Annotated in this window: 17 protein-coding genes; 7 read left to right on the forward strand and 10 right to left on the reverse strand. The window is 72.9% G+C overall.

Annotation, left to right across the window (positions count from 1 at the left end):
* Position 1 precedes the first annotated feature (1 nt).
* From ACFZA0_RS05795 to ACFZA0_RS05810, 4 genes are all read right to left on the reverse strand, one after another.
* Positions 2-688 (reverse strand): SDR family oxidoreductase, encoded by a 687-nt coding sequence (locus ACFZA0_RS05795; protein ID WP_391011949.1) that lies wholly within the window; start codon positions 686-688, stop codon positions 2-4.
* Positions 689-934: 246 nt separating this feature from the next.
* Positions 935-2,725 carry a SpoIIE family protein phosphatase gene (locus ACFZA0_RS05800; RefSeq protein ID WP_391011952.1) on the reverse strand — a complete coding sequence of 597 codons (1,791 nt, stop codon included), beginning with the start codon at positions 2,723-2,725 and terminating at the stop codon, positions 935-937.
* A 203-nt stretch (positions 2,726-2,928) separates the two neighbouring features.
* Positions 2,929-3,882 (reverse strand): fatty acid desaturase, encoded by a 954-nt coding sequence (locus tag ACFZA0_RS05805; protein ID WP_391013519.1) that lies wholly within the window; start codon positions 3,880-3,882, stop codon positions 2,929-2,931.
* A 264-nt stretch (positions 3,883-4,146) separates the two neighbouring features.
* On the reverse strand, positions 4,147-4,737 hold the full coding sequence (locus ACFZA0_RS05810) for a TetR family transcriptional regulator (RefSeq protein WP_391011955.1): 591 nt from the start codon (positions 4,735-4,737) through the stop codon (positions 4,147-4,149).
* 131 nt (positions 4,738-4,868) lie between these two features.
* Between ACFZA0_RS05810 and ACFZA0_RS05815 the strand changes: the two genes are divergently transcribed.
* On the forward strand, positions 4,869-7,055 hold the full coding sequence (locus tag ACFZA0_RS05815; RefSeq protein WP_391011958.1) for an MMPL family transporter: 2,187 nt from the start codon (positions 4,869-4,871) through the stop codon (positions 7,053-7,055).
* 219 nt (positions 7,056-7,274) lie between these two features.
* Here the strand turns inward: ACFZA0_RS05815 and ACFZA0_RS05820 are convergent, their stop codons facing one another.
* Positions 7,275-7,829 (reverse strand): molybdenum cofactor biosysynthesis protein, encoded by a 555-nt coding sequence (locus ACFZA0_RS05820; protein WP_391011960.1) that lies wholly within the window; start codon positions 7,827-7,829, stop codon positions 7,275-7,277.
* A 329-nt stretch (positions 7,830-8,158) separates the two neighbouring features.
* Here ACFZA0_RS05820 and ACFZA0_RS05825 point away from each other — a divergent pair, with 329 nt between their 5' ends.
* The gene (locus tag ACFZA0_RS05825; protein ID WP_391011963.1) at positions 8,159-8,818 is read left to right on the forward strand and encodes a GPP34 family phosphoprotein; all 660 of its coding nucleotides are present in this window, start codon (positions 8,159-8,161) and stop codon (positions 8,816-8,818) included.
* A gap of 177 nt (positions 8,819-8,995) precedes the next feature.
* Here ACFZA0_RS05825 and ACFZA0_RS05830 read toward each other — a convergent pair whose 3' ends face one another.
* The gene (locus ACFZA0_RS05830; protein WP_391011965.1) at positions 8,996-11,047 is read right to left on the reverse strand and encodes a BTAD domain-containing putative transcriptional regulator; all 2,052 of its coding nucleotides are present in this window, start codon (positions 11,045-11,047) and stop codon (positions 8,996-8,998) included.
* 194 nt (positions 11,048-11,241) lie between these two features.
* On the opposite strand from ACFZA0_RS05830, the gene ACFZA0_RS05835 reads away from it, so the two are divergent.
* Entirely contained in the window at positions 11,242-12,123 is an 882-nt protein-coding gene (locus ACFZA0_RS05835; RefSeq protein WP_391011968.1) for an alpha/beta fold hydrolase, read from the forward strand.
* Between the two features lie 109 nt (positions 12,124-12,232).
* Here the strand turns inward: ACFZA0_RS05835 and ACFZA0_RS05840 are convergent, their stop codons facing one another.
* Both ACFZA0_RS05840 and ACFZA0_RS05845 read right to left on the reverse strand, forming a co-directional pair.
* Positions 12,233-13,879, reverse strand: coding sequence for an amidohydrolase family protein (locus tag ACFZA0_RS05840; RefSeq protein WP_391011970.1), 1,647 nt, complete (start codon positions 13,877-13,879; stop codon positions 12,233-12,235).
* A gap of 191 nt (positions 13,880-14,070) precedes the next feature.
* Positions 14,071-15,585, reverse strand: a complete 1,515-nt coding sequence (locus tag ACFZA0_RS05845; protein ID WP_391011973.1) for an amino acid permease — start codon at positions 15,583-15,585, stop codon at positions 14,071-14,073.
* A gap of 359 nt (positions 15,586-15,944) precedes the next feature.
* Here ACFZA0_RS05845 and ACFZA0_RS05850 point away from each other — a divergent pair, with 359 nt between their 5' ends.
* From ACFZA0_RS05850 to ACFZA0_RS05860, 3 genes are all read left to right on the forward strand, one after another.
* Entirely contained in the window at positions 15,945-16,679 is a 735-nt protein-coding gene (locus ACFZA0_RS05850; RefSeq protein ID WP_391011976.1) for a TetR/AcrR family transcriptional regulator C-terminal domain-containing protein, read from the forward strand.
* Positions 16,680-16,971: 292 nt separating this feature from the next.
* Positions 16,972-19,239, forward strand: coding sequence for an N-acetylmuramoyl-L-alanine amidase (locus ACFZA0_RS05855; protein ID WP_391011979.1), 2,268 nt, complete (start codon positions 16,972-16,974; stop codon positions 19,237-19,239).
* Positions 19,240-19,535: 296 nt separating this feature from the next.
* Entirely contained in the window at positions 19,536-20,093 is a 558-nt protein-coding gene (locus ACFZA0_RS05860; protein ID WP_391011982.1) for a DUF3291 domain-containing protein, read from the forward strand.
* A gap of 100 nt (positions 20,094-20,193) precedes the next feature.
* On the opposite strand, the gene ACFZA0_RS05865 is transcribed toward ACFZA0_RS05860, so the two are convergent.
* Complete coding sequence (locus ACFZA0_RS05865) at positions 20,194-21,666, reverse strand: amidase (RefSeq protein WP_391011984.1); 1,473 nt, start codon at positions 21,664-21,666, stop codon at positions 20,194-20,196.
* Between the two features lie 301 nt (positions 21,667-21,967).
* Positions 21,968-22,567 carry a TetR family transcriptional regulator gene (locus tag ACFZA0_RS05870; RefSeq protein ID WP_391011987.1) on the reverse strand — a complete coding sequence of 200 codons (600 nt, stop codon included), beginning with the start codon at positions 22,565-22,567 and terminating at the stop codon, positions 21,968-21,970.
* Between the two features lie 107 nt (positions 22,568-22,674).
* Between ACFZA0_RS05870 and ACFZA0_RS05875 the strand changes: the two genes are divergently transcribed.
* Positions 22,675-24,399 (forward strand): CocE/NonD family hydrolase, encoded by a 1,725-nt coding sequence (locus tag ACFZA0_RS05875; protein ID WP_391011990.1) that lies wholly within the window; start codon positions 22,675-22,677, stop codon positions 24,397-24,399.
* The last annotated feature ends 49 nt before the right edge of the window (positions 24,400-24,448 follow it).

Raw genomic sequence — 24,448 nt, forward strand, 5'->3', positions numbered from 1 at the left:
ATCAGGCGACGGTGAACCCGCCGTCGACCGGCAGGACCGTGCCCGTCACGTAGTCGGCCCCGATGAGGTACGCGATGGCGTCCGCGACGTCGTCGGGTCGTCCGATCCGCCGCACCGGGAGCTCCGCGGCCACGGCGGCGAACTGGGCCGCCCGCTGTTCCTCGGGCAGGAACGACCACCAGGGGGTGTCGACGGCCCCGGGAGCCACGGCGTTCACCCGGACCGGGGTCAGTTCGGCCGCGAGCGGGGACACGATCCGCTCGATCGCGCCGTTGACCGCGGCGAGCACCGCGCTGCCCGGCAGGGCGGCCCGCGCGCTGGCGGCAGAGATCATCGTGATCGAGCCGGTGACGTCGGCCCGCTGGATCGCGTGCAGGTACGGGAACAGCTTGCCCGCGAAGGCGGCCCTGATGTCGGCCGGGCTCGCGTCGGAGAGCGGGCCGAACCCGACCGCGCCGGGGCTGAACGCCAGGACGAGATGGTCGATGGCACCCGTCCGCCCGAGGAATGCCGTCACGTCCTCCTCCGAGGCACCGTCGACCTGTTCGGCACCGGCCACGCGGTCCTTGACGGCGGCCAGCCTGCCGGGGTCCCGCCCCGTCACGACGACCTCGGCGCCGGCTGCCGTGAGCCTCTCGGCAGCCGCCAGACCGATCCCGGACGTCCCACCCATGATCACAACGCGCATCGCGTGCTTCTCCGATTCCGTAGGGCTGTGTTGCCTCTGCCCATCAGCCTCCGGATTCGGCGGCCGGTCATCCAGATACGCCCGATGCTGGTGGTCCGGGCACCCCCCAGGTGGTCGGCGATGCCGGCGGTGGCCAACTGGCGGCGTTCCGCGGAGACTTCGCGGCTTGCGGCTTACGGCTCGCGGTTCGACCGGTCGGCCCCGGGCCGGGTGTTCTCGGCACGGCGGCGACAAGGACAGCCTCGGTCAGTCCTCCGGCGCGCCGCCCTCGTCGAGCTCGAACCAGACCGTCTTGCCCTGCGGTTCCGGCCGTACGCCCCACCGGTGCGAGAGGGCGTCCAGCAGGAGCAGCCCCCGCCCGGAGGAGGACAGCTCTCCGGGGGACCTGAGGTGAGGCGTGTCGTTGCTGCGGTCGGTCACTTCGAGGCGCAGGCCGCGGCCGCCCGGCGGGCCCGTCACGGTGGCGAGCATGACCGCCGCCTGGTCGGTGTGGACCAGCACGTTGCCGAGCATCTCGGAGGCGAGCAGGAGCACGGTGTGGACGTCGTCCGCGTGCGCCCAGTCGAACAGGAGTCCTTGCAGTTCGGCACGTGCCTCGGAGAGGTCGCGGGCCTGGTCCTGCGCGACGGCGATCTGGAGACGGCGCTCGGGCTCGGGCCGCGAGGCGCCGTGGTCGTCGCGGCGCAGGAGGAGCAGCGCGATGTCGTCGTCCGTGCGGAAGGACGTCTCGTTGCCGGTCGGGTCCCAGAGGGCGACGGCGTCCAGGAGATGGTCGGCGAGGCCCTCGATGTCCTCCACGGTCCCCCAGGCCATGGCGTCACGGACGCGCAGCCATCCGGAGTACATGTCGTGGCCGCCGTTCTCGATCAGGCCGTCCGTGCACAGCATCAGGATCTCGCCGTTCGCCAACGTGAACGTGCTGACCGGGTAGTCGTCGCGGCCCAGCATCACGCCCAGGGGCATACCGCCGGCCAGGTGCCTGAGCAGGGACGTTCCGTCGGGGAGACGGAGAACGGGGTGGGGGTGTCCGGCCCGCGCGACGCGCACGTTCCCGGTGGCCGGGTCCGCCTCCATGTAGATGCAGGTGGCGAACCGGTCGTCGTCCAGCGAGGCGAGGAACTGCGAGGCCCGGGTCAGGACCGCGTCCGGGCTGTGCCCTTCGACCGCGTAGGCGTGGATCGCGGTGCGCAGCTGGGACATCAGGCCGGCCGCGTGCAGGTCGTGGCCCTGGACGTCACCGATGACCAGCCCCAGCCGCCCGCCCGGAAGGTCGATGCTGTCGACCCAGTCGCCGCCGACCGTCATGCCTCCGCCGGAGGGTACGTAGCGGGCGGCCACCGTGAGGCCCGCCGGGCTGCGTCCGCTGCCGCCCATGCCGCTGCGGATGCGCTGGGAGAGCGCGACGTCGGCCTCGTCCGCGTAGGCGCGTTCCATGTTCTGCGCGATCAGGCGGGCCAGGCTGGTCAGCAGGCCGCGCAGGCCCTCCGTCATGTCCGTCGGTTCCTTGAACGCGGCCATCCAGACCCCGTTGACCTGGCCGTACGTCGTCAGCGGCAGGTAGGCCCCGGCCCGGAATCCCGCGCCGAGCAGGGTCGTACGGATGCGCGGGAACCGGCGGGCCGCCTCCTCCAGGGAGGAGAGGAAGACCGGCAGCCCGGTGCGGGCCGCCTGGGCGCTCGGCTCGTCGGCGGCGAGTGCCACGCGGTGGCCGACGGTCCCGGCGCCCCCTCCTCCGACGTCTTCGAAGCCGATCTGCTCGACACAGAACAGGGACTCGTGGTCCATCCGCAGGATGGCCTGCCCCGTCAGCGTCAGGGACGGGTCGGCGAGACCGGACACCAGCGCCAGCGTGTGCGCGAGGGATTCGGCTCGGGCCAGTGCGTGGCCGGTGACGAGCAGGTCCTGCTCCCTGCGGCGCGAGGGCTCCACAGGTCCCGTGTCGCGCCGGACGGGACCGGCCATACGGTTGAGCGCCTCGACCTGCCGGACTTCCGTGATGTGTTCCCGGGCCTCGCGCTCCGCATCGTCACCGCCCACGTCTCCGCTGCTTCCGTTCGTCGCACGGACAGGCCTCCGCTCTCCCGTCCATGATCCGGCCGGTCGCCCGAGCGCGCTTGTTGCGGCAGCCGCACGCCGCGCCCTGGAGGGGAGCCGCCCGGGATGCCGGGGCAGCGGTTCCGCCATCGCCGGGCTCGTGAGGGCCGCCCGTCCGGCGCCGTCGTCGCCGGCGTGCGGGCGTCCTACGCCGCGGTGCCCGCCCCGCGCAGCGGGGCGCCGGCCTGGTGCAGGCTGCGCAGTGCCTGCCGGTAGGAGGTGACGAGTCCCGTCTCCAGGTACGGAACCGCCAGGTCCTCGCAGTAGCGGCGGACGATGACCTGTGCCCTGCGCAGGTTGGGGCTGGGCATGCTCGGGAAGAGGTGGTGCTCGATCTGGTAGTTGAGTCCTCCCAGAGCGATGTCCGTGAACCATCCTCCGTGGACGTTGCGGGAGGTGAGCACCTGGCGGCGCAGGAAGTCCGGGCGGTCGTCGCCGCTCAGGATGGGCATGCCCTTGTGGTTCGGGGCGAAGATCGAGCCGAGGTAGACCCCGAAGAGGCCCTGGTGCACGACGAGGAAGACGAAGGCCATGCCGGGCGGCAGTACCAGGAAGAGCGCGGTGAGGTAGACGGCGAAGTGCCCGATGAGCAGGGTTCCTTCGAGGACCCGGTGCTTGAGCGAGCGGTTCGCCAGGGACCTGGCACCGGCCACGTGCAGGTTGAAGCCCTCCAGCGTGAGGAGGGGGAAGAACAGGAACGCCTGCGAGCGGCCGATCCACCGGGAGACTCCCCGCGCGGCGCCGGCCTGTTCCTGCGTCCAGACGAGCAGGTCGGGGGCGATGTCGGGGTCGAGCTGGTCGTGGTTGGGGTTGGCGTGGTGGCGGGTGTGCTTGTCCTGCCACCAGCCGTAGCCCATGCCGATGCCGACGTTGCCGGCGATGCGCCCGGACGTCTCACTCGCCCTGCGGAGCCGGAACACCTGCCGGTGGGCGATGTCGTGGGCCACCAGCGCGACCTGGCCGAAGGCGACGGCGAGCACCGCGGCGACGGCGAGCGTCCACCAGCTCGCGCCGACCAGGACGAACGCGGCCCAGGCGCCGCCGTACAGGGCGGCGACCGCGGCGATGCGGGCCGTGTAGTAGCCGGGCCGACGGGCCATGAGGCCGCTGTCGGCGATTTCTTTCGACAGCACCGCGAAGTCACTGCCGGTGTTCCGCACGGGTTGTGCGGATGTTTCCGCGAGCACGAGGGGGCCCTTTCGGTGAGTGGCGCCCGGGGCAGGGCCCGGGGGTGACTCCACGCAGCCGTCGGCGGGGTCAGGGCCGTGTCGCCTCACAGGAAGGCGGCTGTTGAAGATTGCCAGAAATGTCGACTCCTCCCGACTACCCCGGAAAGCACACCGCACACGATCGGCGGCGGGCGCTCAACTCCCGGAGCGGATCAGGACTTCCAGGGTGTGCATGAAAGCGCCGTGGAGGGCCGGCTGGTCGGGCGAGTGCAGGCTCGTGATCAGGTACTGCGAGATGGCGGCGCCCGTGGCGGCACCGATCACCCTGGCCAGCGGGTGGCCGGAGGGGAGGTTCACGTCCTTGCGGAAGGCGGGGCCCGCCAGGGCGCTGACCTCGGCGAAGACGGCCGCGCTGCTCGAACGCAGCGGCGGGTTCGTCTCGAACATGTCCGCGGCCAGAGCCGTGAGCTCGGGGTCGAGGTGTTCCACCTCGGCGAGGAGCCAGCGGTCCACGGCCTCCAGGAAGCCCATGTCCGGCGTCTCCCTGAAGACCGCGGACAGCCGGCCGGCGAGTTCGTCCTGGACGGACATGGCGATGTCCTGCTTGGAGGCGAAGTACATGGTGACGGTGCGGGGGGCCACCTCGGCCTCGGCCGCGATGTCGGCGATGGTCGTGCTGTCGTAGCCGCGCTCGGCGAACAGCCGCATGGCCGTACGGCGGATCAGTTCCCGTCGCCGCGCCTTGGAACGGGCCCGCAGGGACGTCGTTGTCTCGGGTGCTCCCATAAGGAAAATGTTAGCACGGTCAGCAATTTTGCCATGGACTGCATAAAAGCTATGGTGAGCATAATTGACCTCCAGCTGCGACCGGTTCTCTCGCGTTCGTCCCGCCGCACGCTCCTACCTGTGGGGATCCCATGTCCCGATACCTCTACCGCCTGGCACGCTGGTCGTACCGGCACCGCTGGGCCACCCTCGCCGGCTGGATCGTGATCGTGGTCGCGGCCGTCGCGCTGGCGGGTGCGAGCGGCGGAAAGACCACCGACGCGATCAGCATCCCCGGCACCGAGGCCCAGCACGCGGTCTCCGTGCTCAAGGCGAAGCTTCCCGCCGCGTCGGGCGCGACCACCCAGGTGGTCTTCGCGGACGAGGACGGCAACGTCACCTCCGCCGCGCACAAGGCCGGCGTCGAGAAGACGCTCAAGGAGCTCAAGGCCCTGCCGCAGGTCGTGGCGGTCTCCGACCCGTTCACCGCGGGCAGCGTCTCCCCGGACAAGCAGGTCGCCCTCGCCACCGTCACCTACAACACCCCGGCGGCCGGCAACGTGAAGGACGCCACGGTCGACGGGCTGAAGCCGGCCGCGAGCGACGCCCGGCACGCGGGTGTCCAGGTCGAGTTCAGCGGCGCGGTCTACCCGCAGGCCGCCGAGGTCAACAGTGAGGCCGTCGGCATGATGGTCGCGCTGATCGTGCTCGTCCTGACCTTCGGCTCCCTGGTGGCCGGCGGCATGCCGCTGGTGACCGCCGTGTTCGGCGTCGTGATCTCGATGATGGGCGTCACGATCCTTTCGGCGTTCACCGACATCGCCTCCGCCTCAACGTCGGTGGCGACCATGCTGGGTCTGTCCTGCGCCATCGACTACGCCCTGTTCATCCTCTCCCGGGCCCGCACCAACGCGGCGGCCGGCCACTCGCCGGAGGAGGCCGTGAGCCGGGCCGCCGGAACCGCGGGCAGTTCCGTGGTGTTCGCCGGCCTCAGTGTGATGATCGCGCTGTGCGGCATGTCCGTCGTCGGCATCCCCTTCCTCACCGTCATGGGACTGACCGCCGCCGCGACCGTGGGACTCGCCCTGCTCGTCGCGCTCACCCTGCTCCCCGCGCTCGTGGGCGTCGTCGGCTCCCGCGGCTTCCGCTACTCCCGCCTCCCCGGGTTGCGGCGTGCCCGCGCGGCCACCGAGAACGCGGCCCGCGACCCCGAGAAGCTGGCCGGCACCCGCTGGGCCTCCTGGGTCGTGCGCAACCGCGTCAAGGTCCTGGTGCTGGGAGTCGTCGGGCTCGCCGTGATCGCCCTGCCCTTCTCCAAGATGGACCTCGGTCTCCCGGGGGCCAACGCCCGCCCGACCTCCGACACCTCACGGGTCGCCTACGACCTGACCAGCGACCACTTCGGCGCGGGCTACAACGGCACGCTCACCGTCGTCGCCCAGGACGTCGACCGCCCCGCGCAGGCACAGCAGGTGGCCGCCGCCCTCGGAAAGGTCGACGGCGTGGTCTCCTCCAACGTCGCGGCGGTGACCAACGGCATCGCGGTCGTCTCCGTGGTGCCGTCCACCGGGCCCAACGACCCCAAGACCGCCGACCTCGTGCACACCATCCGCGACGACTCCTCACGGATCGCCGCCGACACCGGCGCGCACATCCTGGTCGGCGGACAGACCGCCACCGACATCGACGTCTCGGCGAAACTCTCCGACGCGCTGCCGGTGTTCCTGGCCACCGTGGTCGTGCTCGCGTTCCTGCTGCTCACCTTCGCGTTCCGCACGATCCTCGTCCCGCTGAAGTCCATCCTCGGCTTCCTGCTCTCCGCCGGTGCCGCCCTCGGCGCCCAGGTCGCCGTCTTCCAGTGGGGCTGGGGCCAGCACCTGCTCGGCATCGCGCCCACCCAGACGCTGAGCTTCCTCCCGGTCATCCTCCTGGCGATCATGTTCGGGCTCTCCAGCGACTACGAGATCTTCGTCGTCTCCCGTATCAAGGAGCACTACACCCGCACCGGCGACGCCAGGGCGGCGGCCGTCCAGGGCACCGGGCAGTCCGCGCGCGTCGTCACCAGCGCCGCCCTGATCATGGCCTCGATCTTCGCGTCGTTCCTCTTCGCCAACGACCCGATGATCAAGTCCATCGGCTTCAGCTTCGCCGTCGGAGTCCTCATCGACGCCTTCGTCGTGCGCCTGGCCCTGGTCCCCGCGCTGATGGCGATCGCGGGTTCGAAGATCTGGTACCACCCCCGCTGGTTCGCCCGGGTCGTCCCCGACCCGGACATCGAGGGGGAACGCCTGGAGGAGGAACTCACCGCCCGGGACGCACGGGAACTGACCACCGTCTGACCGACGGCGACGGGCCGCCTGTAGAGAACGGGCGACCCGTCGCCCTGCCCGTCACGGCCCGTCGCCCGGCCGGTCACGACGGGTCGCCCGGCCGTGACGCGGCCGGGCACGCGCGGCACGCGTTGCCACGGTCCGGTCAACTCCCGCTGCCGTGAACAAAGTTCGGTCGGGCCGACAGGCACGCCCAGGAGCATCCGGTGCCCTGCTCTCCCCGCCCTGTCACGAGGTTCCGGGCGCTCCGGGCGGCGGCTGGAGTATCCGCAGTTCCGCCGGGCCCACGGCGAGGGTGCCGTCCGTGAGGGGTGTGCAGCGGACGCCGCCGGTGCGGCGCATCGCACGCCAGGCCCCCGGGGCCACCGTGACGTCCATCCACGCGCAGGGGCGGGCGGGGCGGTTGAGGCGGAAGGAGACGGGGCCGTCGCCCGTGTCGAGGCTGAGGACCGCACCGACCAGGGCGTCCACGTCGACGCCGCGCAGCAGGACGTTGCGGCGGGTGTGGCGCAGGCCGACTCCGGGCGCCAGGTCGGAGGGCAGGTTCTCGGCGGCCATGATCGTGACCGACGCGTCGCGATGCGCCGGCCGGCCGAAATACCGGTCGCCCACCAGCCCGAGGCCGGCCCGCACCGTCACACGCCCGACGCGTTCGTCGTCCGGGCCGGACGCCGGTCCGTCGGAGGGACGCCCGGAGAGTCGGTGGTGCGCGGACACCAGCAGCTCCAGGACCTCCACCTGCGCGGTCGCCCCGGCGCCGCCCGCACCCGTCTGCCCGATCATGGCCACCACGGTAACCGCCGGGCCCGGGACACCGCGCGCGGTGCTGCCGACCAGGGCCGGGCGGTGTCACCAACACGTGGACCGCCAGGTCACCGGGCCTCCCCCACGAGTCGCCGGGTGGGGCCGGCTCCCCTTCGCGCGGCCGGCGGGGACCGGGCGCACGCGCGGCCGGGTGCGCGTGCCACCCGGGCCACCGGACCGCCCCTCTTCGGTGGGGGGCGGCGGAGGATACTGGTGGTGCCGGACGCCCTGCCGACCGTCGGCGCCGGTGCCGGACCTGGCAGGGCGAGGAGTTCGCGTTCCGTGAAAGCCGTCGGAGGGAGCCGTTCATGACCACGGCAAGAGACCTGTTCATCATCGTCACGGACCCTGCCTCCAAGGACACCGTGGGCCAGGGCGATCTGTCGCTGGCCCTGGCAGGGGCCGAGCTGCTGGACCTCGTCGAGGCGGGGCTGCTCACGGTGGCCGAGGACCGGGTGGTGCCGGACGGCGACCGGGCCCGGACGGCGGACGACCCGTCGCGCGCACCGGACGACCGGCTCCTGGCGGCCGCCTGGGCGGGAGTGGTCCCCGGGCCCCCCTTCGAGGAGGTCGAGGACTGGCTGTGGCGCCGCGGCCGGGACCTGTCCGCCGCGTACCAGGAGGCTTTCGAGAAGGACGGCGAGCTGACCCGGAAGCGGAACGGCGTGCTTTCGTTCGCGTCGAACCGCCTCGTGCAGGCCGACACACCCGCGCGCCGTCAGGCGGCCGCTCGTTGGCAGGACGGGGAGCCCGTCCTCGCGGCTCTCGCGTCGGCCGTCCGAAACGGAGGCGAACTGCGGGACGGGGATGACGAGTTGGGGTCCACCGAGCACGAACTCGGCAACGGCGACGAGACCGCGGTCGCCGTTCTCGCCGCCGTCCGCGGGGCGATCGTCGAGCTGGAGGCGGTCCGCCAGAGGCGGTCCATAGAGAACGCGGCCTACGCGAACATCTGGCGCGCGCCGTAGGGGCGAGGGAGGCAGCGGGACCGCACGTCGACCGCCCTTCTTTTGCGTACGGCCGCCGGGGTCCGCGAGGGGCGGTGACGGGCGGCACGAGCCCAACTGCCGGACGGGGCAGCCGACATGCGCGGCAACGGGTCGCGGCCCGGCCGCCCCGCGGGGCGGCCCGCCCGGCAGGAGGGCCTATGCCCCGAGAGCCGCCTCGGCCTCCGACAGGTGACGGGCCACCGGACCGAAGGAGACCAGGCCGCTTCCGGCGACGAACTCGCCTCGGGCGGCGGCCAGTTCGCCTCGGGCGCGGCGCAGCACCGGCAGATGTCCGACGGAGGCCGCGGTGCGGGCGAGTACGCACCACAGTGCCTCCTGGAGGAGGTCGTGCGGTGGCCGGGGAACCGTTGCCAGTGCCTCGCGGGCCTGTCCGACCGCTCCCGACGCGGCCAGCAGCAGCGGGTCGAGCCAGGGCCGGTAGGGACCGGCGTCCAGGTGGCCGAACTCATCGGGATCGACAGGGGTGTTGGCGTCCCCACGCATCACCGGGACCAGCGCCACCAGCACGGCGGCTCCTTGTGCGAGGCCGGGCATTCCGCAATCGGCGGTCTCCGCGAGGGCGTTGGCGTACAGAGGGCGGGCGGCCCGCCAGCCGTCTGTCTCGCAGGTACGCAAGGCCCGGTACCAGGTGGTGAAAACGCCCGCGAGCGGCCGTTCGTTGCGGTGTGCGAGGCGGTCGATCTCCTCGGCCTCGGCGTCTGCCGCGGTGAGTTCGCCCAGGCCGGCGAGTGCCTGGAGGCGGACGATCCGGCCCAGCACCTCGTGCCCAGGCAATTGATGGTCGACGGCCAGGCGGGTCAGTTCGCCGCCGATCCCGTCCCTGCGGCCGGCCGATCCGCAGCGCCCGAACGACTGCATGTAGGCGCCGTTGAGGGCGAAGGCCAGGAGCCCGGGGTCGCCCAGTCGGCGGGCGAGGCGGACGGACTCCTCCGCGGCGCGTTCGGCACGCTGCCGCCACGGCTCGACGACAGGGGGACCGGCGGCCCCGGCGGGTGCCGTGTCGGCGGCCGCGTCGCCCCGTGACTCGACGGCGACGACGGACAGCAGCCGGGTGCGCAGCGCGGGCGGCCCGTCGGGACCGAGGCGGGCGGCGGCGCGGGCCGCCGCGCGGACCAGTTCACCGGCGTCGTCGGGGTCGTCGGCGCGGGTCCACACGGCGGGCACGTCGTAGGAGCCGATGATCCGCGCGGCGAGTTCCGTGTCGCCGGTCGATTCGGCCGCCGCGACCAGGTCCCGCCGGTGCCGGTGCGCCTCGCGCAGTCCGTCGGCGCCGGTCACGGCGAGGTCGCGCAGCAGTCCGGCGGTGGCGTGCAGCCGGGCCTGCGAGCGGGCGGGCACCGAGCGGCCCCACGCGGCCGTGGCCCGGTCCCAGACGCCGTCGGCGATGCCGGCCGGCTCGATCGCGCGGTCGCCCGCGCCGCCGGTGAGGCGGGCCTCGGCCCGCGCGAGCGCGCCCCGGCCCGCGGCCGCCGTCCCCGTGCCCGCGTTCGTGCCGGGTTCCGCCTCCGCGAGAGCGGCGCGGGCACGGTTCAGGGTCGTCAGTGCCTCACCGTGCCGTCCGGCGCGGTCGAGGGCGGTGGCCAGCAGTACCCAGCCGTCCTCACGGCCGGGGTGGGCGGCGACGTGGGCCCGCAGTGCGGCGACCGCCGCGCGTGCCGCGCCGGTGGCCAGCAGCGCGTCGGCGTGCCGCTCGACGGCGTCGAGACGGAGTGCCTCCAGACGGGCCCGTTCGGCGCCGGCCCACGCGGCACCGGGGAAGTCGGCCAGCACGGGTCCGCGCCAGCACGCGAGCGCCTCGTCCCACAGGGCCACGGCCGCGCGGGGCGGCGCGTCGGCGGCGCGCGCCGCGATGTCCTCGAACCGCCACGCGTCCACCGCCCCGCGCTCGGTGCGCAGGGCGTAGCCGGGACCGTCGGTGACCAGCAGGCGGGAGGGCCGCCGGGGCGCGCGGCCGGGTTCCAGAGCACGGCGCAGTGCCGCCACGAAGGTGCGAACCGCCCCCACCGCGCCCGCCGGAGCCCCGTCCTCCCACAGGTCCGCCACGAGCCGGTCGACCGCCACCACCCGGCCGTGGGCGACCAGCAGCCTTCCCAGCACCTCCCGGTGGCGGGGCGCGCCGAGCGGGAGGTCCGGCCCGTCGGCACCCCACGCGGCCACCGGCCCCAGCAGTCCGAACTCCACGTCCACGCACGGTCCCTTCGCGGACGCGCCCTCCCCGGGCGGCGTCCCGCGTGTTCACTCATCGATCGCTGATCCGCACCCAGCAGCCTGGGTGACGTCGCCGAAAGGCGCCCCCGGGCCGAAGGGGCCCGGAAGGTCACCTTGCCACGAAGCACACCGGCAACACGCGGCACCCAAGACACACCAATGCAGGAGTAACCGTGACATCCCTGAGCATCCCCGGATTCGCCGAGCACCGCGTCGCGGTCGACGGCGACGTCGCCTTGCACGCCGCCGTCGGCGGCACCGGTTCGCCCCTCGTCCTTCTGCACGGCTTTCCGCAGACCCACCTGATGTGGCGGCACGTCGCCGCGGACCTGGCCGCCGACCACACGGTCATCTGCCCCGACCTGCGCGGATACGGTGCGAGCGACAAGCCCGCGGAGAGCGGCCCCGACGTCTACTCCAAGCGCACCATGGCCCGGGACGTCGTCCGTCTGGCCGCCGAACTGGGGCACGACCGGTTCGCCCTGGCCGGGCACGACCGCGGAGCGTTGGTCGCCTTCCGCGCGGCGATGGACCACCCGGACGCCGTCACCCGGGCCCTCTTCCTCGACGTACTGCCGACGCTCGACATGTGGGACGCCCTGCACGGCGTCTCCGCCGCGGTGGCCTTCCACCTGTATCTGACGGCCCAGCCCCCGGGCCTCCCGGAGCTGATGATCCAGAGGAGCGCCGACGCCTTCTTCGCCCACTTCCTCGACGCCTGGACCAACGACCCCCGGGCCGTCCCCGCGGACGTCCGCGCCCACTACCTCGCGGCGTCCGCGGCGGCCGTTCCCTCCATCGTCGCCGACTACCGGGCCTCGGCCGGGGTGGACGTGGACCACGACACCGCCGACCGCGACGCCGGCAACCGCCTGGCCATGCCGGTGACCGTGCTCCAGCAGGACTGGGGCGCCGCTCTCGGCTACCACGCGCAGGGGCTCTGGTCCGCCTGGGCCGACGACCTGCGTCACCGCACGGTGTCCTGCGGCCACTTCATGGCCGAGGAGGACCCGCGGCTGATCGCGGCCGAGATCCGGGCACTCGCCGACCGCTGAGCCCGAGCCGGACGCTTCCGGGGGCGGGCGCGCCGTACGACGTGCCCGCCCCGGTTCGTCGCCACGGGCCGGTGGGGGCCGTGGCGAGGGCGGTCGCGGGAGCACGCGGCTACGCGTCCGGTGACGCGTGCACCCGGTGGCCGTCGACGTAGGTGAGGTGCACGCGTGCCGAGCCGATCTCCCCGGCCGGGGCGGCGAACGGGTCCCGGTCCAGGACGACGAGGTCGGCACGGTTGCCGGGCCGCAGGCTGCCGGTGTCGTCGAGGTGGTTCACGTACGCGCTGCCCGCCGTGTACGCGGCCAGGGCGGTGGTCAGGTCGAGGGACTGCTCGGGGAGGAAGGGCCCGGCGTCGGAGTCGGGCAGTACCCGGTTGACGGCCACGTGGACCGCGGCGAGGGGATCGGGGCTGGACACCGGCCAGTCGCTGCCCGCCGCGAGGGTGGCGCCCGCGCGGAGCAGGTCCCCGAAGGGGTACTGCCAGGCGGTGCGTTCGGGGCCGAGGAAGGGGATGGTCAGCTCGTCCATCTGCGGTTCGTGGGCCGCCCACAGGGCCTGGAGGTTGGCGGTGGCGCCGAGTTCCCTGAACCGTCCGAGGTCGTCGGGGTGGACCAGTTGGAGATGGGCGAGGTGCGGCCGGGTGTCGCGCCGCCCGTTGGCCGCGCGGGCGGCGGCGACGGCGTCGAGTGCCTCGCGCACCGCGCGGTCGCCCAGTGCGTGGAAGTGGACCTGGAAGTCCTCCGCGTCCAGTGCCGTGACGTAGCGCTTGAGCGCGTCGGGTGCGATGAAACTGATGCCGCTGTTGCCGGTGGCGCAGCCGCAGCCGTCCAGGTACGGGGCGGTCATCGCCGCGGTGTGGTTCTCGGCGACCCCGTCCTGCATGATCTTCACGGTGGAGCAGCGGAGCCTGCCGTGGGTGAGGCGTTCGCGCTTGTCCAGCAGGTCGGCGATCTGTTCCTCGCCCGCGTCGCGACGCCACCACAGGGAACCGACGACCGACGCCGTCAGCGTGTGGTCGCGGGCGGCCGTGAGGTAGGCGTCCGACGGGTCGGGGTAGCCGTCGGCACCGCACAGCAGGGCGTCCTGCCAGGCGGTGATGCCCAGACTGTGCAGGAGTTCCTGGGCGCGCAGCAGCCCGGCCAGCCGGTCGGCGGCCGTCAGCGCGGGCAGGTGCCGGGCGACCAGTGCGAGCGCGCCCTCCTGCAACGCGCCGGTGGGTGTGCCGTCCGGCTCCCGTTCGACGCGTCCGTCGCGCGGGTCGGGGGTGGCGGCGGTGATCCCGGCGACTTCGAGCGCCCGGGTGTTGACCCAGGCGCCGTGGTGGTCACGGTTGAACAGGAAGACGGGCCGGTCGGGGACCACCGCGTCGAGCGCCTGACGGGTGGGGAGGCCGCCCGCGAAGCTCTCCATGGACCATCCGCCGCCGGTGATCCACTCCTTCTCCGGGTGGGCGTCGGAGTAGGCGCGGATCCGGCGCCGGTACTCCTGCGGATCGACCGTCCCGGTCAGGTCGCACTCGCCCAGTTCCACGCCGCCCATGACGGCGTGGACGTGTGCGTCCTGGAACCCGGGCAGCAGCAGTCGGCCGCGCAGGTCGACCAACTCGGTTTGCGGCCCCACGAGTTGGCGGACCTCGTCGTGGCCGACGGCGGTGACGCGTCCGCCGGTGACGGCCAGCGACGTGGCGCGGCTTCGGGCCGAATCCATGGTGAGGATCGTGCCGTTGGTGAAGACGAGGTCGGCGGCTGACTGCGACATGGTGCGACGTCCAATCGGTGGGGCTGCGGTGGAATCGGTACGGCGGGCAGGGTCCGGCGGACGCGCCCGCCGGACGGGATGTGGAACGGAGAGCGCGCCGGGCGCGCCGCGGTGCGTGTGCGTGGGGCGGTGGGTCCCTGACGGTCTCGCGTGCGCCGACCCTCCTCCTCCCGACGGGAGTTGACTGCCCGTCAGGCGGGTCGGCTCCGCAACGCGTCCGGCTCGGCGGGCTCGACGGGCCCGGCGGGCTTCGCGGACGCGGGCGAGAAGTACGGGGCGCGCCGGTACCACTTCGCCACGGCCGCCACGATCAGGCCGACGACGAGCAGCATGGTCGGACACAGCAGGTTGAACCACCCGTTGTCCGCGCTGAGGGCGAAGGTGGTGCTCAACGTGGCGTAGTAGTAGGCGAGATAGGCGCCGAGCCCGAGGAGGACCAGCCCGCACACGGCGGGCAGGACGATGCCTCCCAGCACCTCCCGCAGGCCGGCCCGGACGAGGTGGCGGAAGCGCAGGGCACAGGCCAGCGCCGTGAGTCCGTAGTAGAGGGCGACGAGGATGCCGATGGCGTTCACGGCGGCCAGGATGGCCTCGTTGAGCTTGGGGATCACCATGGTCAGCACCGCGACGAGGGCGGACAGGGAGGTGATCACGACGGTGCCCGCCGTGGGGCCTCCGTGCTTGGCGCTGATGCGCGACCACAGCGGGCCGAGCGTGCGCTCGCGGCTCATGGCGAGGGTCAGGCGCGCGGTGGGGATGATGCCGGCCTGCAGGGACGCCACGGCGGAGAGCATGATCGCGACGAGGGGCAGGGTGGCCCACGGTTCGCCCGAGAGGTGGGCGGCGAAGGTCGAGAGCCCCTCGGTGCCCGAGCCGCTCAACTCCCGCTCGCTCATCACCCGTTGGAAGGCCACGGCGCCCAGCAGGAACAGGCCGAGCATCGTGAACAGGGCGATGAAGCTGCCGCGCGCGGAGTCCTCGGGCCGTCGTGTCTCCTCGGTGACGCTGAAGGCGGACTCCCAGCCCCAGTAGAAGAAGACGGCGAGGACCAGCCCCTGGGCCAGGGTCGACAGCGAGCCGAGGGCGAAGGGATCGAACCAGGAGAGCGAGAAGTCCTGGTGTCCGGCGAGGATCCCCCAGCCGCAGAAGAGGAGCAGAACCGCGTACTCGAAGCACAGCAGGTACGTCTGGAAGCGGGTGGCCTTCTTCACGCCGGTCACCGCGGTCCAGGTCACGGCGGCGAGCACGACGAGGCCGACCATCGTCGACTGGAAGGTGGAGTTGGCGTCGAGCCGATGGCCCATGACGCCGGTGAGCCCGGCCTTGTGGGCGAACTGCAGCGTGATCGACCCTGTGACCGAGGTCGTGTAGGCGAGGAAGACGACGCCCGCGGCCAGTGGCACCCAGCCGGCGACGAAGCCGAGCCAGGGACCCATGCTCCGGCCCACCCAGGCGTAACTGGCACCGCAGTTGGGCTCCACCTTGTTCAGCCGGGCGTAGGCGGTGGCGATGCCGAGCATCGGCAGGAACGCGAGCAGCAGGATCAGGGGGGTCTGCCGCCCCACGATGGACGAGAGCACCCCGAGTCCGATGCCGATGCTGGTGGTGGCCGCGGTGCTGGAGGCCGCGAGCACGACCCCGTCGAAGACACCGAGCGACTTCTTCAACTCGGCGGAGGGTGTGGTGGCGGCGATGACGTCTTTCATGGGCAACCGGTCCTGGGTGAGCGGGCGCTGTGCGTCCGGGCGGCTGGAGAGGCGTGATGCCGGTGGGGGCGGCGGGCGGAGTCGGGCGGAGCGGAGGCGACGGGTCGCGCGGTGGACGGTGGCCGCCGGCCCGACTTCCGTGGTGCGGAAGCCGGGAGGGAACCCGGGGCACGGCGGTGCCGGGCCCCGGTGCGGGCACTTCTCCGCGCCGTGCGGTGAGCACGGGTGACGGACGCCCAGGGCCCGGATCCCGGCCCGTGGAGCCACATCAAACAGCTATGGACTTTTGACGTCAATGCCGTTGTCATAAGGAGGCGCAGGCCGGCAGCACGGCCGAGGACGACGTCACCGGAGGCAGGATGAGCAGCACCGACGGCACACACCGGCCGGTTCCCGACGACCGGCTCTCCGCGGGAAAGCGGCGCCGCACCACCAAGTCGGGGACGACCCTCAGCCAGGAGCTGATCGTGCGGACCGCGATCCGTCTCCTCGGTCAGCACGGAAACGAGGCACTCACCGTCCGGCGCCTGGGGACCGCCCTGGGCGCCGACCCGTCGGCGATCTACCGCTACTTCCGCAACGCGGACGACCTGGTCCTCGCGGTCGCGGACGAACTGATCGGCATGAGCCTGCGAGGTCTGGCGCTGACCGGCCGGTGGCGCACGGACATCGAGAACATCGGCCTCGAACTGCACCGCACGTACGTCGCCCACCCGCAGGCCGCGGTCCTGGCGGCCTCCCGGGTCACGCGCCGCCCCAACGAGATGAAGGGCGTCGAGGCCGGACTCCGTGTCCTGCGCGGTGCGGGATTCGCCGCCGCCGACGCGGCGCGCCACTACCACGCGTTCATCGACTTCACGCTCGGCTTCGCAGCCATCGACGCCGCCGCGGCGGCCCTGCCTCCCGCGGTGGCCGCGGCCGACCGCGCCGCCTGGGAAGCCACCTACGCACGCCTGCCGGCGGACGAGTTCCCCCACATCGCCGCGTCGGTCGACGAGTTGGCGCTCACCATGAGCGACAGCGCGTACCCCCGGGCACTGCGACTCTTCCTGGACGGGCTGGCCGCCGCACTGCCCGCCGTCGGGCCGGGGTGAGGACAGGGCGACGGGGCGGGGGCCGACCGCCGTGCGCCGCCGGTCCTGGCGGCCGAAGGAGTTCCCCCTTCGGCCGCCAGGACCGGCAAGTGTGTTTGTTCCGGCCACGGTTCGGACGACGGAACGGCCCGAGAGCCCACCGGGGCAGCGCCGGACGCCGCCCGCGTGGCGCAGGTCACAGGAGGCTCATGGCTTCGGGGTCACCGCTGACGTCACAATGATTCCGGCACACGCCGGTCGAGGGGAACTCCCGGTGTGCGATGCCGGAACACGGGGAGGGGCGTCCAGCGCCATGAAGAGAAGAAGACTGTGGATCATCGCTGTCGCGGTGGCGGCGGGGATCACCGGAGTCGCCGTGGTGCAAGGCGTGTCCGGCGGTTCGGGGGAAGGCGCGGACGCCGGGGCGAAGGCCGCCGCGGGACCGGTGCACACGCGGGTGCACACCGCGGCACTGAAGGTGCACGGCGACCGGGCGGACGTGCCCGAGCAGGACACCGCCCCGTTCAGCCTCGTCGGCCTGTCGTGGACGAAACCCGGGGTGGAGCTGCCCGGGACGGTGGAGGTCCGCGCACGGAGCACCGACAGCGGGCGGTGGGGTTCGTGGACCGGCCTGACGGCCGACGGCCACGGCGCCGCCGAACCCGAGAGCCGCCGCGGCGCCACCGAGCCCGCCTGGGTCGGCCCGTCCGACGCCGTGCAGGTGAGCGTCGACGGGAAGGGGTCCGCGCTGCCCGCAGGGTTGCGCCTGGAGATGGTCGACCCCGGCCGGGGCTCCGCCGGCTCCGACGCCGACCCCGTGGCCTTCGCCGCCGACGAACCCACCGGCGAGGCCGCCACCACGGACACGGCACCGGCACCCACCGGCAGCGCCGGTGGCACCGACGAGGCGACCGGTGCCACCACCACCGCGCCCTCGGAAACGGACCCCGCGCAGTCCGGCGGCACGCAGCCCGCCACGCCGACGGCGACGCCCACGTCGGCGACACCGACACCGACCGGCTCGTCGCCGTCCGCGAGCCCCTCCCCCACCAGCACCGTCCCGACCGCCCCCGCGTCCAGCGCGCCGCGCCCGGCGATCGTGTCCCGTGCCCAGTGGGGCGCGGACGAGTCGCTCAACAGCGAGTCGCCGGAGTACGGGACGGAGATCAAGGCGGTCTTCGTCCACCACACCGTGGACGCCAACACCTACGACTGTTCGCAGTCCCCCGCCATGGTCCGTGCCATCCGCGCCTACCACATTCAGGGCAACGGCTGGAAGGACATCGGCTACAACTTCCTCGTGGACAAGTGCGGCACGATCTTCGAGGGGCGCAAGGGAGGCGCGGACCTGCCGGTCGTCGGGGCCCACACCCCCGGCTTCAACACCAACTCCACGGGCATCGCGGTGCTCGGCGAGTACACCTCCATCGACGCCTCCACCGCGGCCAAGACCTCGGTGGCCCGCATCGCCGCGTGGAAACTCGGCCAGTACCACAACGACCCCGCGGGCAAGGTCGACCTGACGGCGGGCCTGGACAATGGCAAGTTCAAGCTGGGGCAGACGGCTTCCTTCTACCGGATCTCCGGCCACCGTGACGGCTACGCCACCGAGTGCCCCGGCGACAAGCTCTACGCCTCCCTCGCCGGCATCCGCACCATGGCGGGCGGCCCCGTACAGGGTCTGACCCTCAAGTCGTTCACCGGAGCCGGGACTTCGGGCTCCACCACGTACACCAGGGCCACCACCGCGGTGAACTGGTCGGTGACCTCCCCGACGGCGTTCGTCAACCGCTTCGAGGTACTCGTGGACGGCAAGGTCGCCGCGACCGGCGGCCCGACCGCCGTGTCCGCGCCGCTCACCCTCACCCCGGGGAGCCACACCGTGGCGGTGCGCGCCGTCCACGTGTCGGGCAGGACGTCGGTCACGCCGAACGTCACCGTGGTCGCCGACACCACGGCACCTGCCTTCAGCACCAAGCCCTCGGTCAAGCTGCGCACCGGCACGGTCAACACCACCGCCGTCCCCGTCACACTGGGCTGGAAGGCCTCGGACACGGCCGCGCTCAAGGAGGTGCGCCTGACGAAGCCGTCCGCGCACACCTACGGGCCGACCGTCACCGGCGCGTCCCTGACGTCGGCTTCCGGCACCGCCACCACCTGGTCGATGACCGCCTACGACCAGGCCGGCAACACCACCACCGCCTCCGTCGCCGCCACTCCGGTGAGCCTCCAGGAGACCTCCGCCACCCGCACCGGCACCTGGACCGCCAAGAGTTCCAGCAGTTACCTCGGCGGGAAGTCGTACAGCAGCACCGCGAAGAACGCCTCGCTGAGCTGGAAGTTCACCGGACGCTCCGCGGCCTGGGTGGTCTCCCGCGCCACCGGTTCCGGACAGGCGTACGTCTACGTCGACGGCGTCAAGACCGCGACCGTCGACCTGAAGTCGACCACCACCAAGTACCGCGACGTGCAGTGGACCAAGACCTGGTCCGCCTCCGGCACGCACACGGTCAAGATCGTGGTGGCGGCCACCTCCGGTCGCCCCACGGTCACCACGGACGGCCTCGTCTACGTCAAGTAGCGGGAAACCGACGGGGGGTGGGGGAACCGCGCGCCGCAGCGCGTTCCCCCACCCCCCTTCTCCGTCCAGTCCTCCGGGAAGCCACGCCGAGAGGGAAAACGCAACGTCGACAGGGCGCGCGAAGGCGGCTACCTTCACCTGGTCCTCGGCAACCACCCACGAACGCACGGGAGTTACCTCGGCGGAACCGTCCGCGAGGGAACGAACCGGCCGCTCCCGCGCGCCCTCGCCCATCGACAGGCCGTCGAACGAACCCGCACCGGGCACCCCGACGCACCCCGACCAGGGAGAGACGCATGCCCCATCTCGCGCTGTACACCTTCGGCGTCCTGAAAGCACCTCTCGCCGAACCCGCCCCCCTCACACAGGAGTTCTACGACATCGGCGCGGCGGTCTACCAAAGGTTCGTCCGGCAACCCGGGTACCTCGCCCATGCCGAACCGGCGGACAGCGACCGGGGGATGCTCTTCGGGGCGAACTGGGGTGCGTGGGGGGAGTTCGCCGTACCGGCCTGGTACGACAAGGGCCGCACGGCGGAAACCGCCGCCCTGGCCGCGACCCTCTCGCTCTGGACCGGCCCGCGCCCCGCCTTCGACGCCGTCTACACCGGTCTGCACCGTGAGGCACTGAACAGGCGTTACGACTGGTTCGAGAGGACGGGGCGACCGAACTACGTGTTCTGGTGGGTCTCCGACGACGTGACACCCACCTGGCGGGACGGGGTTTCCCGGCTGGAGCACCTCCACGACCACGGTTCGGCGCCGCACGCCTTCACTTTCCGCCAGTCGTTCGACCCGGACGGAACTCCCGCCGGAATCGGGGACGTCGGGCCGAAGGGTGACCGGGTCCACTGACACGGAGGACCACCCGGAGGGGATCGGTCCGCCCCGCCGCCCCCGCCCCGCCAACCCCCGCCCCGCCGACCCCGCCCCGCCGCCCAACCGCCCGCGCCGGTCAGGCGGACGTGCCCAGGGAGGCGGGCACCAGGCGCGGTGTGCGGTCCTCGACGGCCTGCGCCGCGTCCAGGACGCGCTCCTCCGTGAACCGGCCGCCGATGAGCTGCACGCTGACCGGCAGTCCGTCGACGAGGGCCGCCGGTACCGTCACGGCGGGGAAGCCGAGAGCGGGCACGGCGGTCATCGGCCACATGGCGTCGACCATTTCGACCGCCCGTTCGGGGCCGGCCAGGTCGGCGTCCTGTTCGAACGGCAGCTCGGCGGAGACCGGGGTGAGCAGCATCCGGTCGGCGCCCAGCATTTCCTGGAGCCGCGTGATGAGCGTGGACCTGCGCGCCCAGCCGTTGATGTACGTCTCCAGCGAGGGCCGCTCGCCCCACACGGACGCGGCCGCGGCGAAGGAGTACTTCAGGGAGGTGCGGATGTCCTCGCCGCCGACCTGCTCCACCAGCGGCAGCATCGGGCGGAAGTCCTCGTAGATGAGCAGTGACCACAGGCGCGCGGCCTCGGCGAGCAGGGGCAGGCCGTCGAGTTCCTCGACCTCGTACCCGGCGTCGGTCAGGTGGGCGACCGCCTCGTCGAGCGCCCGGTCGACGGCGGGGTGGTTCTTGACCGTGCCGATGCCGCGGACGACGCTGACCGTGATCCGCCGGACGTCCGGCAGTGCGCGGGGTGCGGCCGGGACGCCGACCGGGTCACGCAGGTCCGGGCCGGTCATGGCGCGCAGGGCGAGCCGGGCGTCGGCCACCGTTCGGGCAAGCGGTCCTTCCACGGCGCAGGCGTGCACCGTGGGCGGGAAGTCGATCTGCGTCCGGCCGGCGGGTGTGTCGGCGTAGGCGGGCGGCATCCAGCCGGAGACCAGTCCGACGGTGGGGCGGATGCCGACCACGCCGCAGCATGCCGCCGGGTAGCGGATCGAGCCGCCGATGTCGTTGCCCTGCGCGACGGGGGTCATGCCGGCGGCGAGGCTGCTGGAGGCGCCGCCGCTCGATCCGCCGGGGGTGCGGGCCGGGTCCCAGGGGTTGAGGGTGCGGCCGTGCAGGTCGTTGGTGGAGAACCAACGGTAGGAGAACGCGGGGGCGTTGCTGCGCCCGACGAGTACGGCACCGGCGTCCCGCAGCGCCGCCACGCAGGCCGCGTCGTCCTCGGCGGGAGCCCCTGCCAGGGCGGGCACGCCGTGGCTGGTGACACGGCCCCGCTGATCCGTGTTGATCTTGGTGGACACCGGTATCCCGTGCAGGGGCCCGAGTTCGGCTCCGGCGGCGACCGCCTCGTCGGCCCGCCGGGCGTCGGCGAGCGCCTCGTCGGGGCGGACGTCCACGAGCGCCGCGAGGTGCGGGTTGGTCTCCTCGATGCGGTCGAGGAACGACCGCACGACGTCGACGGAGGAAACCTCGCGGGCACGGACGGCGGCGGCCAGGTCCGTGGCGGAGCGCTGCCAGAGGTGCGCGGCCTGGTTCTGAGATTCCATGATCGCCTTTGCGGGAGGCCGGCGGCCGGGACGACTGCCCGGCAGGGCGGCGGGACGAGGGACTGCCGCCCCGGCGTCACGACAGCGGGGACGGGGCGGGTGGCCGGAGAACGGCGGTGCGGCCCCGCGAGGTCCGGCGCTGGGCACGGCGGGGCTCGGCGGGACGTGACGGACATGCGGTCGCGTCGCCCAACACGGTCGTTGTCCAACGCTGTTGCATCTCCTCGGGGCTCACCTTCCGGCGCGCCCTCTCGCCTTGTCAAGGCCCCTCCGTGAGTTCGCCGGTGCGACCGGGAGGATGTCACTCGGCCGCGGCGGCCGGTGCCGCCCCGGCGCCCAGCAGTTCGAGGACGGCCAGCGCGGCCCGCGTCCCCCGCTCGGCCGGCCACGCCTCGGAGTCCTCAAGCGCGGCGAGCCAGAATCCCCGGAACAGCAGGTGGAGGATGTCGGCGGCCTCGGGCGGGAACTCCGGGCCCGCCTCGGCGACGACGGTCTCCAGCGACTCCAGGTGGGCGCGCGCGGTGTCGGAGCGCGCCCGCTCGACCTCCCTGCCCGCGGCCGGTCCCGCGCTGATGGTCTCCATCAGCAGCCGCCGCAGCACCTCGTCGTCCCCCCTCGTGGTGCACATCCAGCGGGCCAGGGCCGACAGCCGCTCCGGGCCGTCGAGGCCGCGCAGTTCCTCCTCGACCTCGCGGTTCCACTCCTCCTCCGCGTGCCGCAGCGCGTTGACCATGAGTCCGGCGCGGCTCGGGACGTAGTTGGTGATGACGGCCGTGGAACCGCCGAGCTGCTCCGCGACCGCGCGGATGGTCACCGCCCGCATGCCGCGCTCGCGGGCGACCTGGATGGTGGCGGCGGCGATCTCGTCGAGCCGCTGCGCCTCGTCTACTTCGATCGGCATGTCATCGACCTTCAGGTGAAGTGTTGACCGGGTGGAGAACAGGTGCAATGTTGTCATACAACGCCGTTGCACAACGTCGTTGTATTTCATTTGGCTGGAGTTCTCCCATGCCCATGCCCTTCGCCTTCGAGCGGATCACGCCCGCGCCCGTCGCCGCGAACGCCCGTCAGTACATGGCCCGGATGCGCGACGGCGTGCGACTGGCCACCGACGTCTACCTCCCGGACCGACGCACGGACGCCGAGCACCCCGACCGCACCGAGCGAGACGCGGCGTTCCCGGCGGTGCTGGTCCGCCTGCCCTACGACAAGAACAGCCGCTACGTCTACGCCGACCGCATCGCCCGTCTGTTCACCGACCGCGGCTACGCCGTCGTCGTGCAGGACGTGCGCGGCAAGTTCCGCTCCGAGGGCGCCACCGTCCCCTTCCTGCGCGAACGGGAGGACGGCTACGACACCATCGAATGGGTCGTCAACCAGTCCTGGTCGGACGGCCGTGTCGGGATGTTCGGCGACTCCTACTACGGCTTCACCCAGTGGTCGGCCGTCGCCGCCCAGCATCCGGCGCTGCGGGCGATCGTCCCGCGGGTGACCGCCGCGGACTTCGCCGCGATCTGGCGCCCCGACGGCCAGCCGCAGCCGGTCTGGCTGGAGGGCATCGAGTACTTCGCGCACCACTGGGTGGACAACGACACCTACGAGTACGAGCCGGACCGCTCCCTGCGCCCCGTCATCGCCCAGTACGAGCAGGCCTTCGCCGCCGTCGGCGCGCGCTCCCTCTGGTTCGACCTGCTGGCTCCCCGGCAGGCGCCGCTGCCGACGCAGAGCGGGCTGCATCCCTTCGACGCACGGCCGGTGCCCGTCCTGCACTGCGTCGGCTGGTTCGACAACATCCTCGGCGCCCACATGCGCGACTACCTCGAACTGGCCTCCCGCCCCGGCTGGGACGCGGTCCAGTATCTGTGGGCCGGGGCGGTCGACCACGAGAACTACCGGCTCGGCAACGCCCCGGTGCGGGAGGAGGACGACCACAACACCAGCGAGGAGGCCCTGGACCGCATGCTGCCCGGGTACGTGGGCCCGGCGCTCGACTTCTTCGACGTCTTCCTCATGGGCGTCCGCCCGGTCACCTCGCTCTCCAAGGTGACCTGGGAACTCGGCCACGCGGAATGGCGGACGTCACCGGCCTGGCCGCCGGCCGGCGCCGTCGAGCGCACCTTCTGGCTCCGCGAACGCGACGACGCGTCCCCCGGTCCGCTGCCGGGTGGTCTGCTGACCGGGTCCCCCGCCGAGGACGAGGGGCACGCGCAGTGGGTCCACGACCCCGACGCCCCCGTGCCCTCCCTGCTGGACAACTCCTTCGCCCACCTTCAGGCCCACCCCGACCTGGCCCCTCTCGCCGAGCACGACGGCACGCTGGCGTACTGCGGGCCGGTACGGGAAACGCCGCTCGACCTGGCCGGACCACTGGGCCTGGACCTTCATGTCACCAGCAGCGCACCGCTGTTCGACGTGTTCGCCAAGCTCCTCGACCTGGCACCGGACGGCCGGGCGACGCAGATCGCCCGCGGCCAGCGCTCGGTCGACACCGCCGCCGCGTCCGGCACCGTCCACCTGGACCTTGGCCACACCGGCTACCGACTGCGGCGCGGCCACCGGCTCGCCCTGCTGCTGGCCGGCAGCGACCACCCGCTGTTCCTGCCCGCCACCGGCACCGGGGAGAACCCCTGGACCGCGCTCACGGCGAAGCCCAGCACGCAGACCCTGCGCACCGGCGGCACGCATCCGTCCCGCCTGACCGTCACGGTCGCAGCCGAGCAGACGACCCTCTGAGGCTGCGTTCTCAGCCGACTGCCGCCCGGACCGGGGCAGTTCGGGCTCC

This window comes from Streptomyces sp. NPDC008150, assembly GCF_042956945.1.
Taxonomy (GTDB): domain Bacteria; phylum Actinomycetota; class Actinomycetes; order Streptomycetales; family Streptomycetaceae; genus Streptomyces.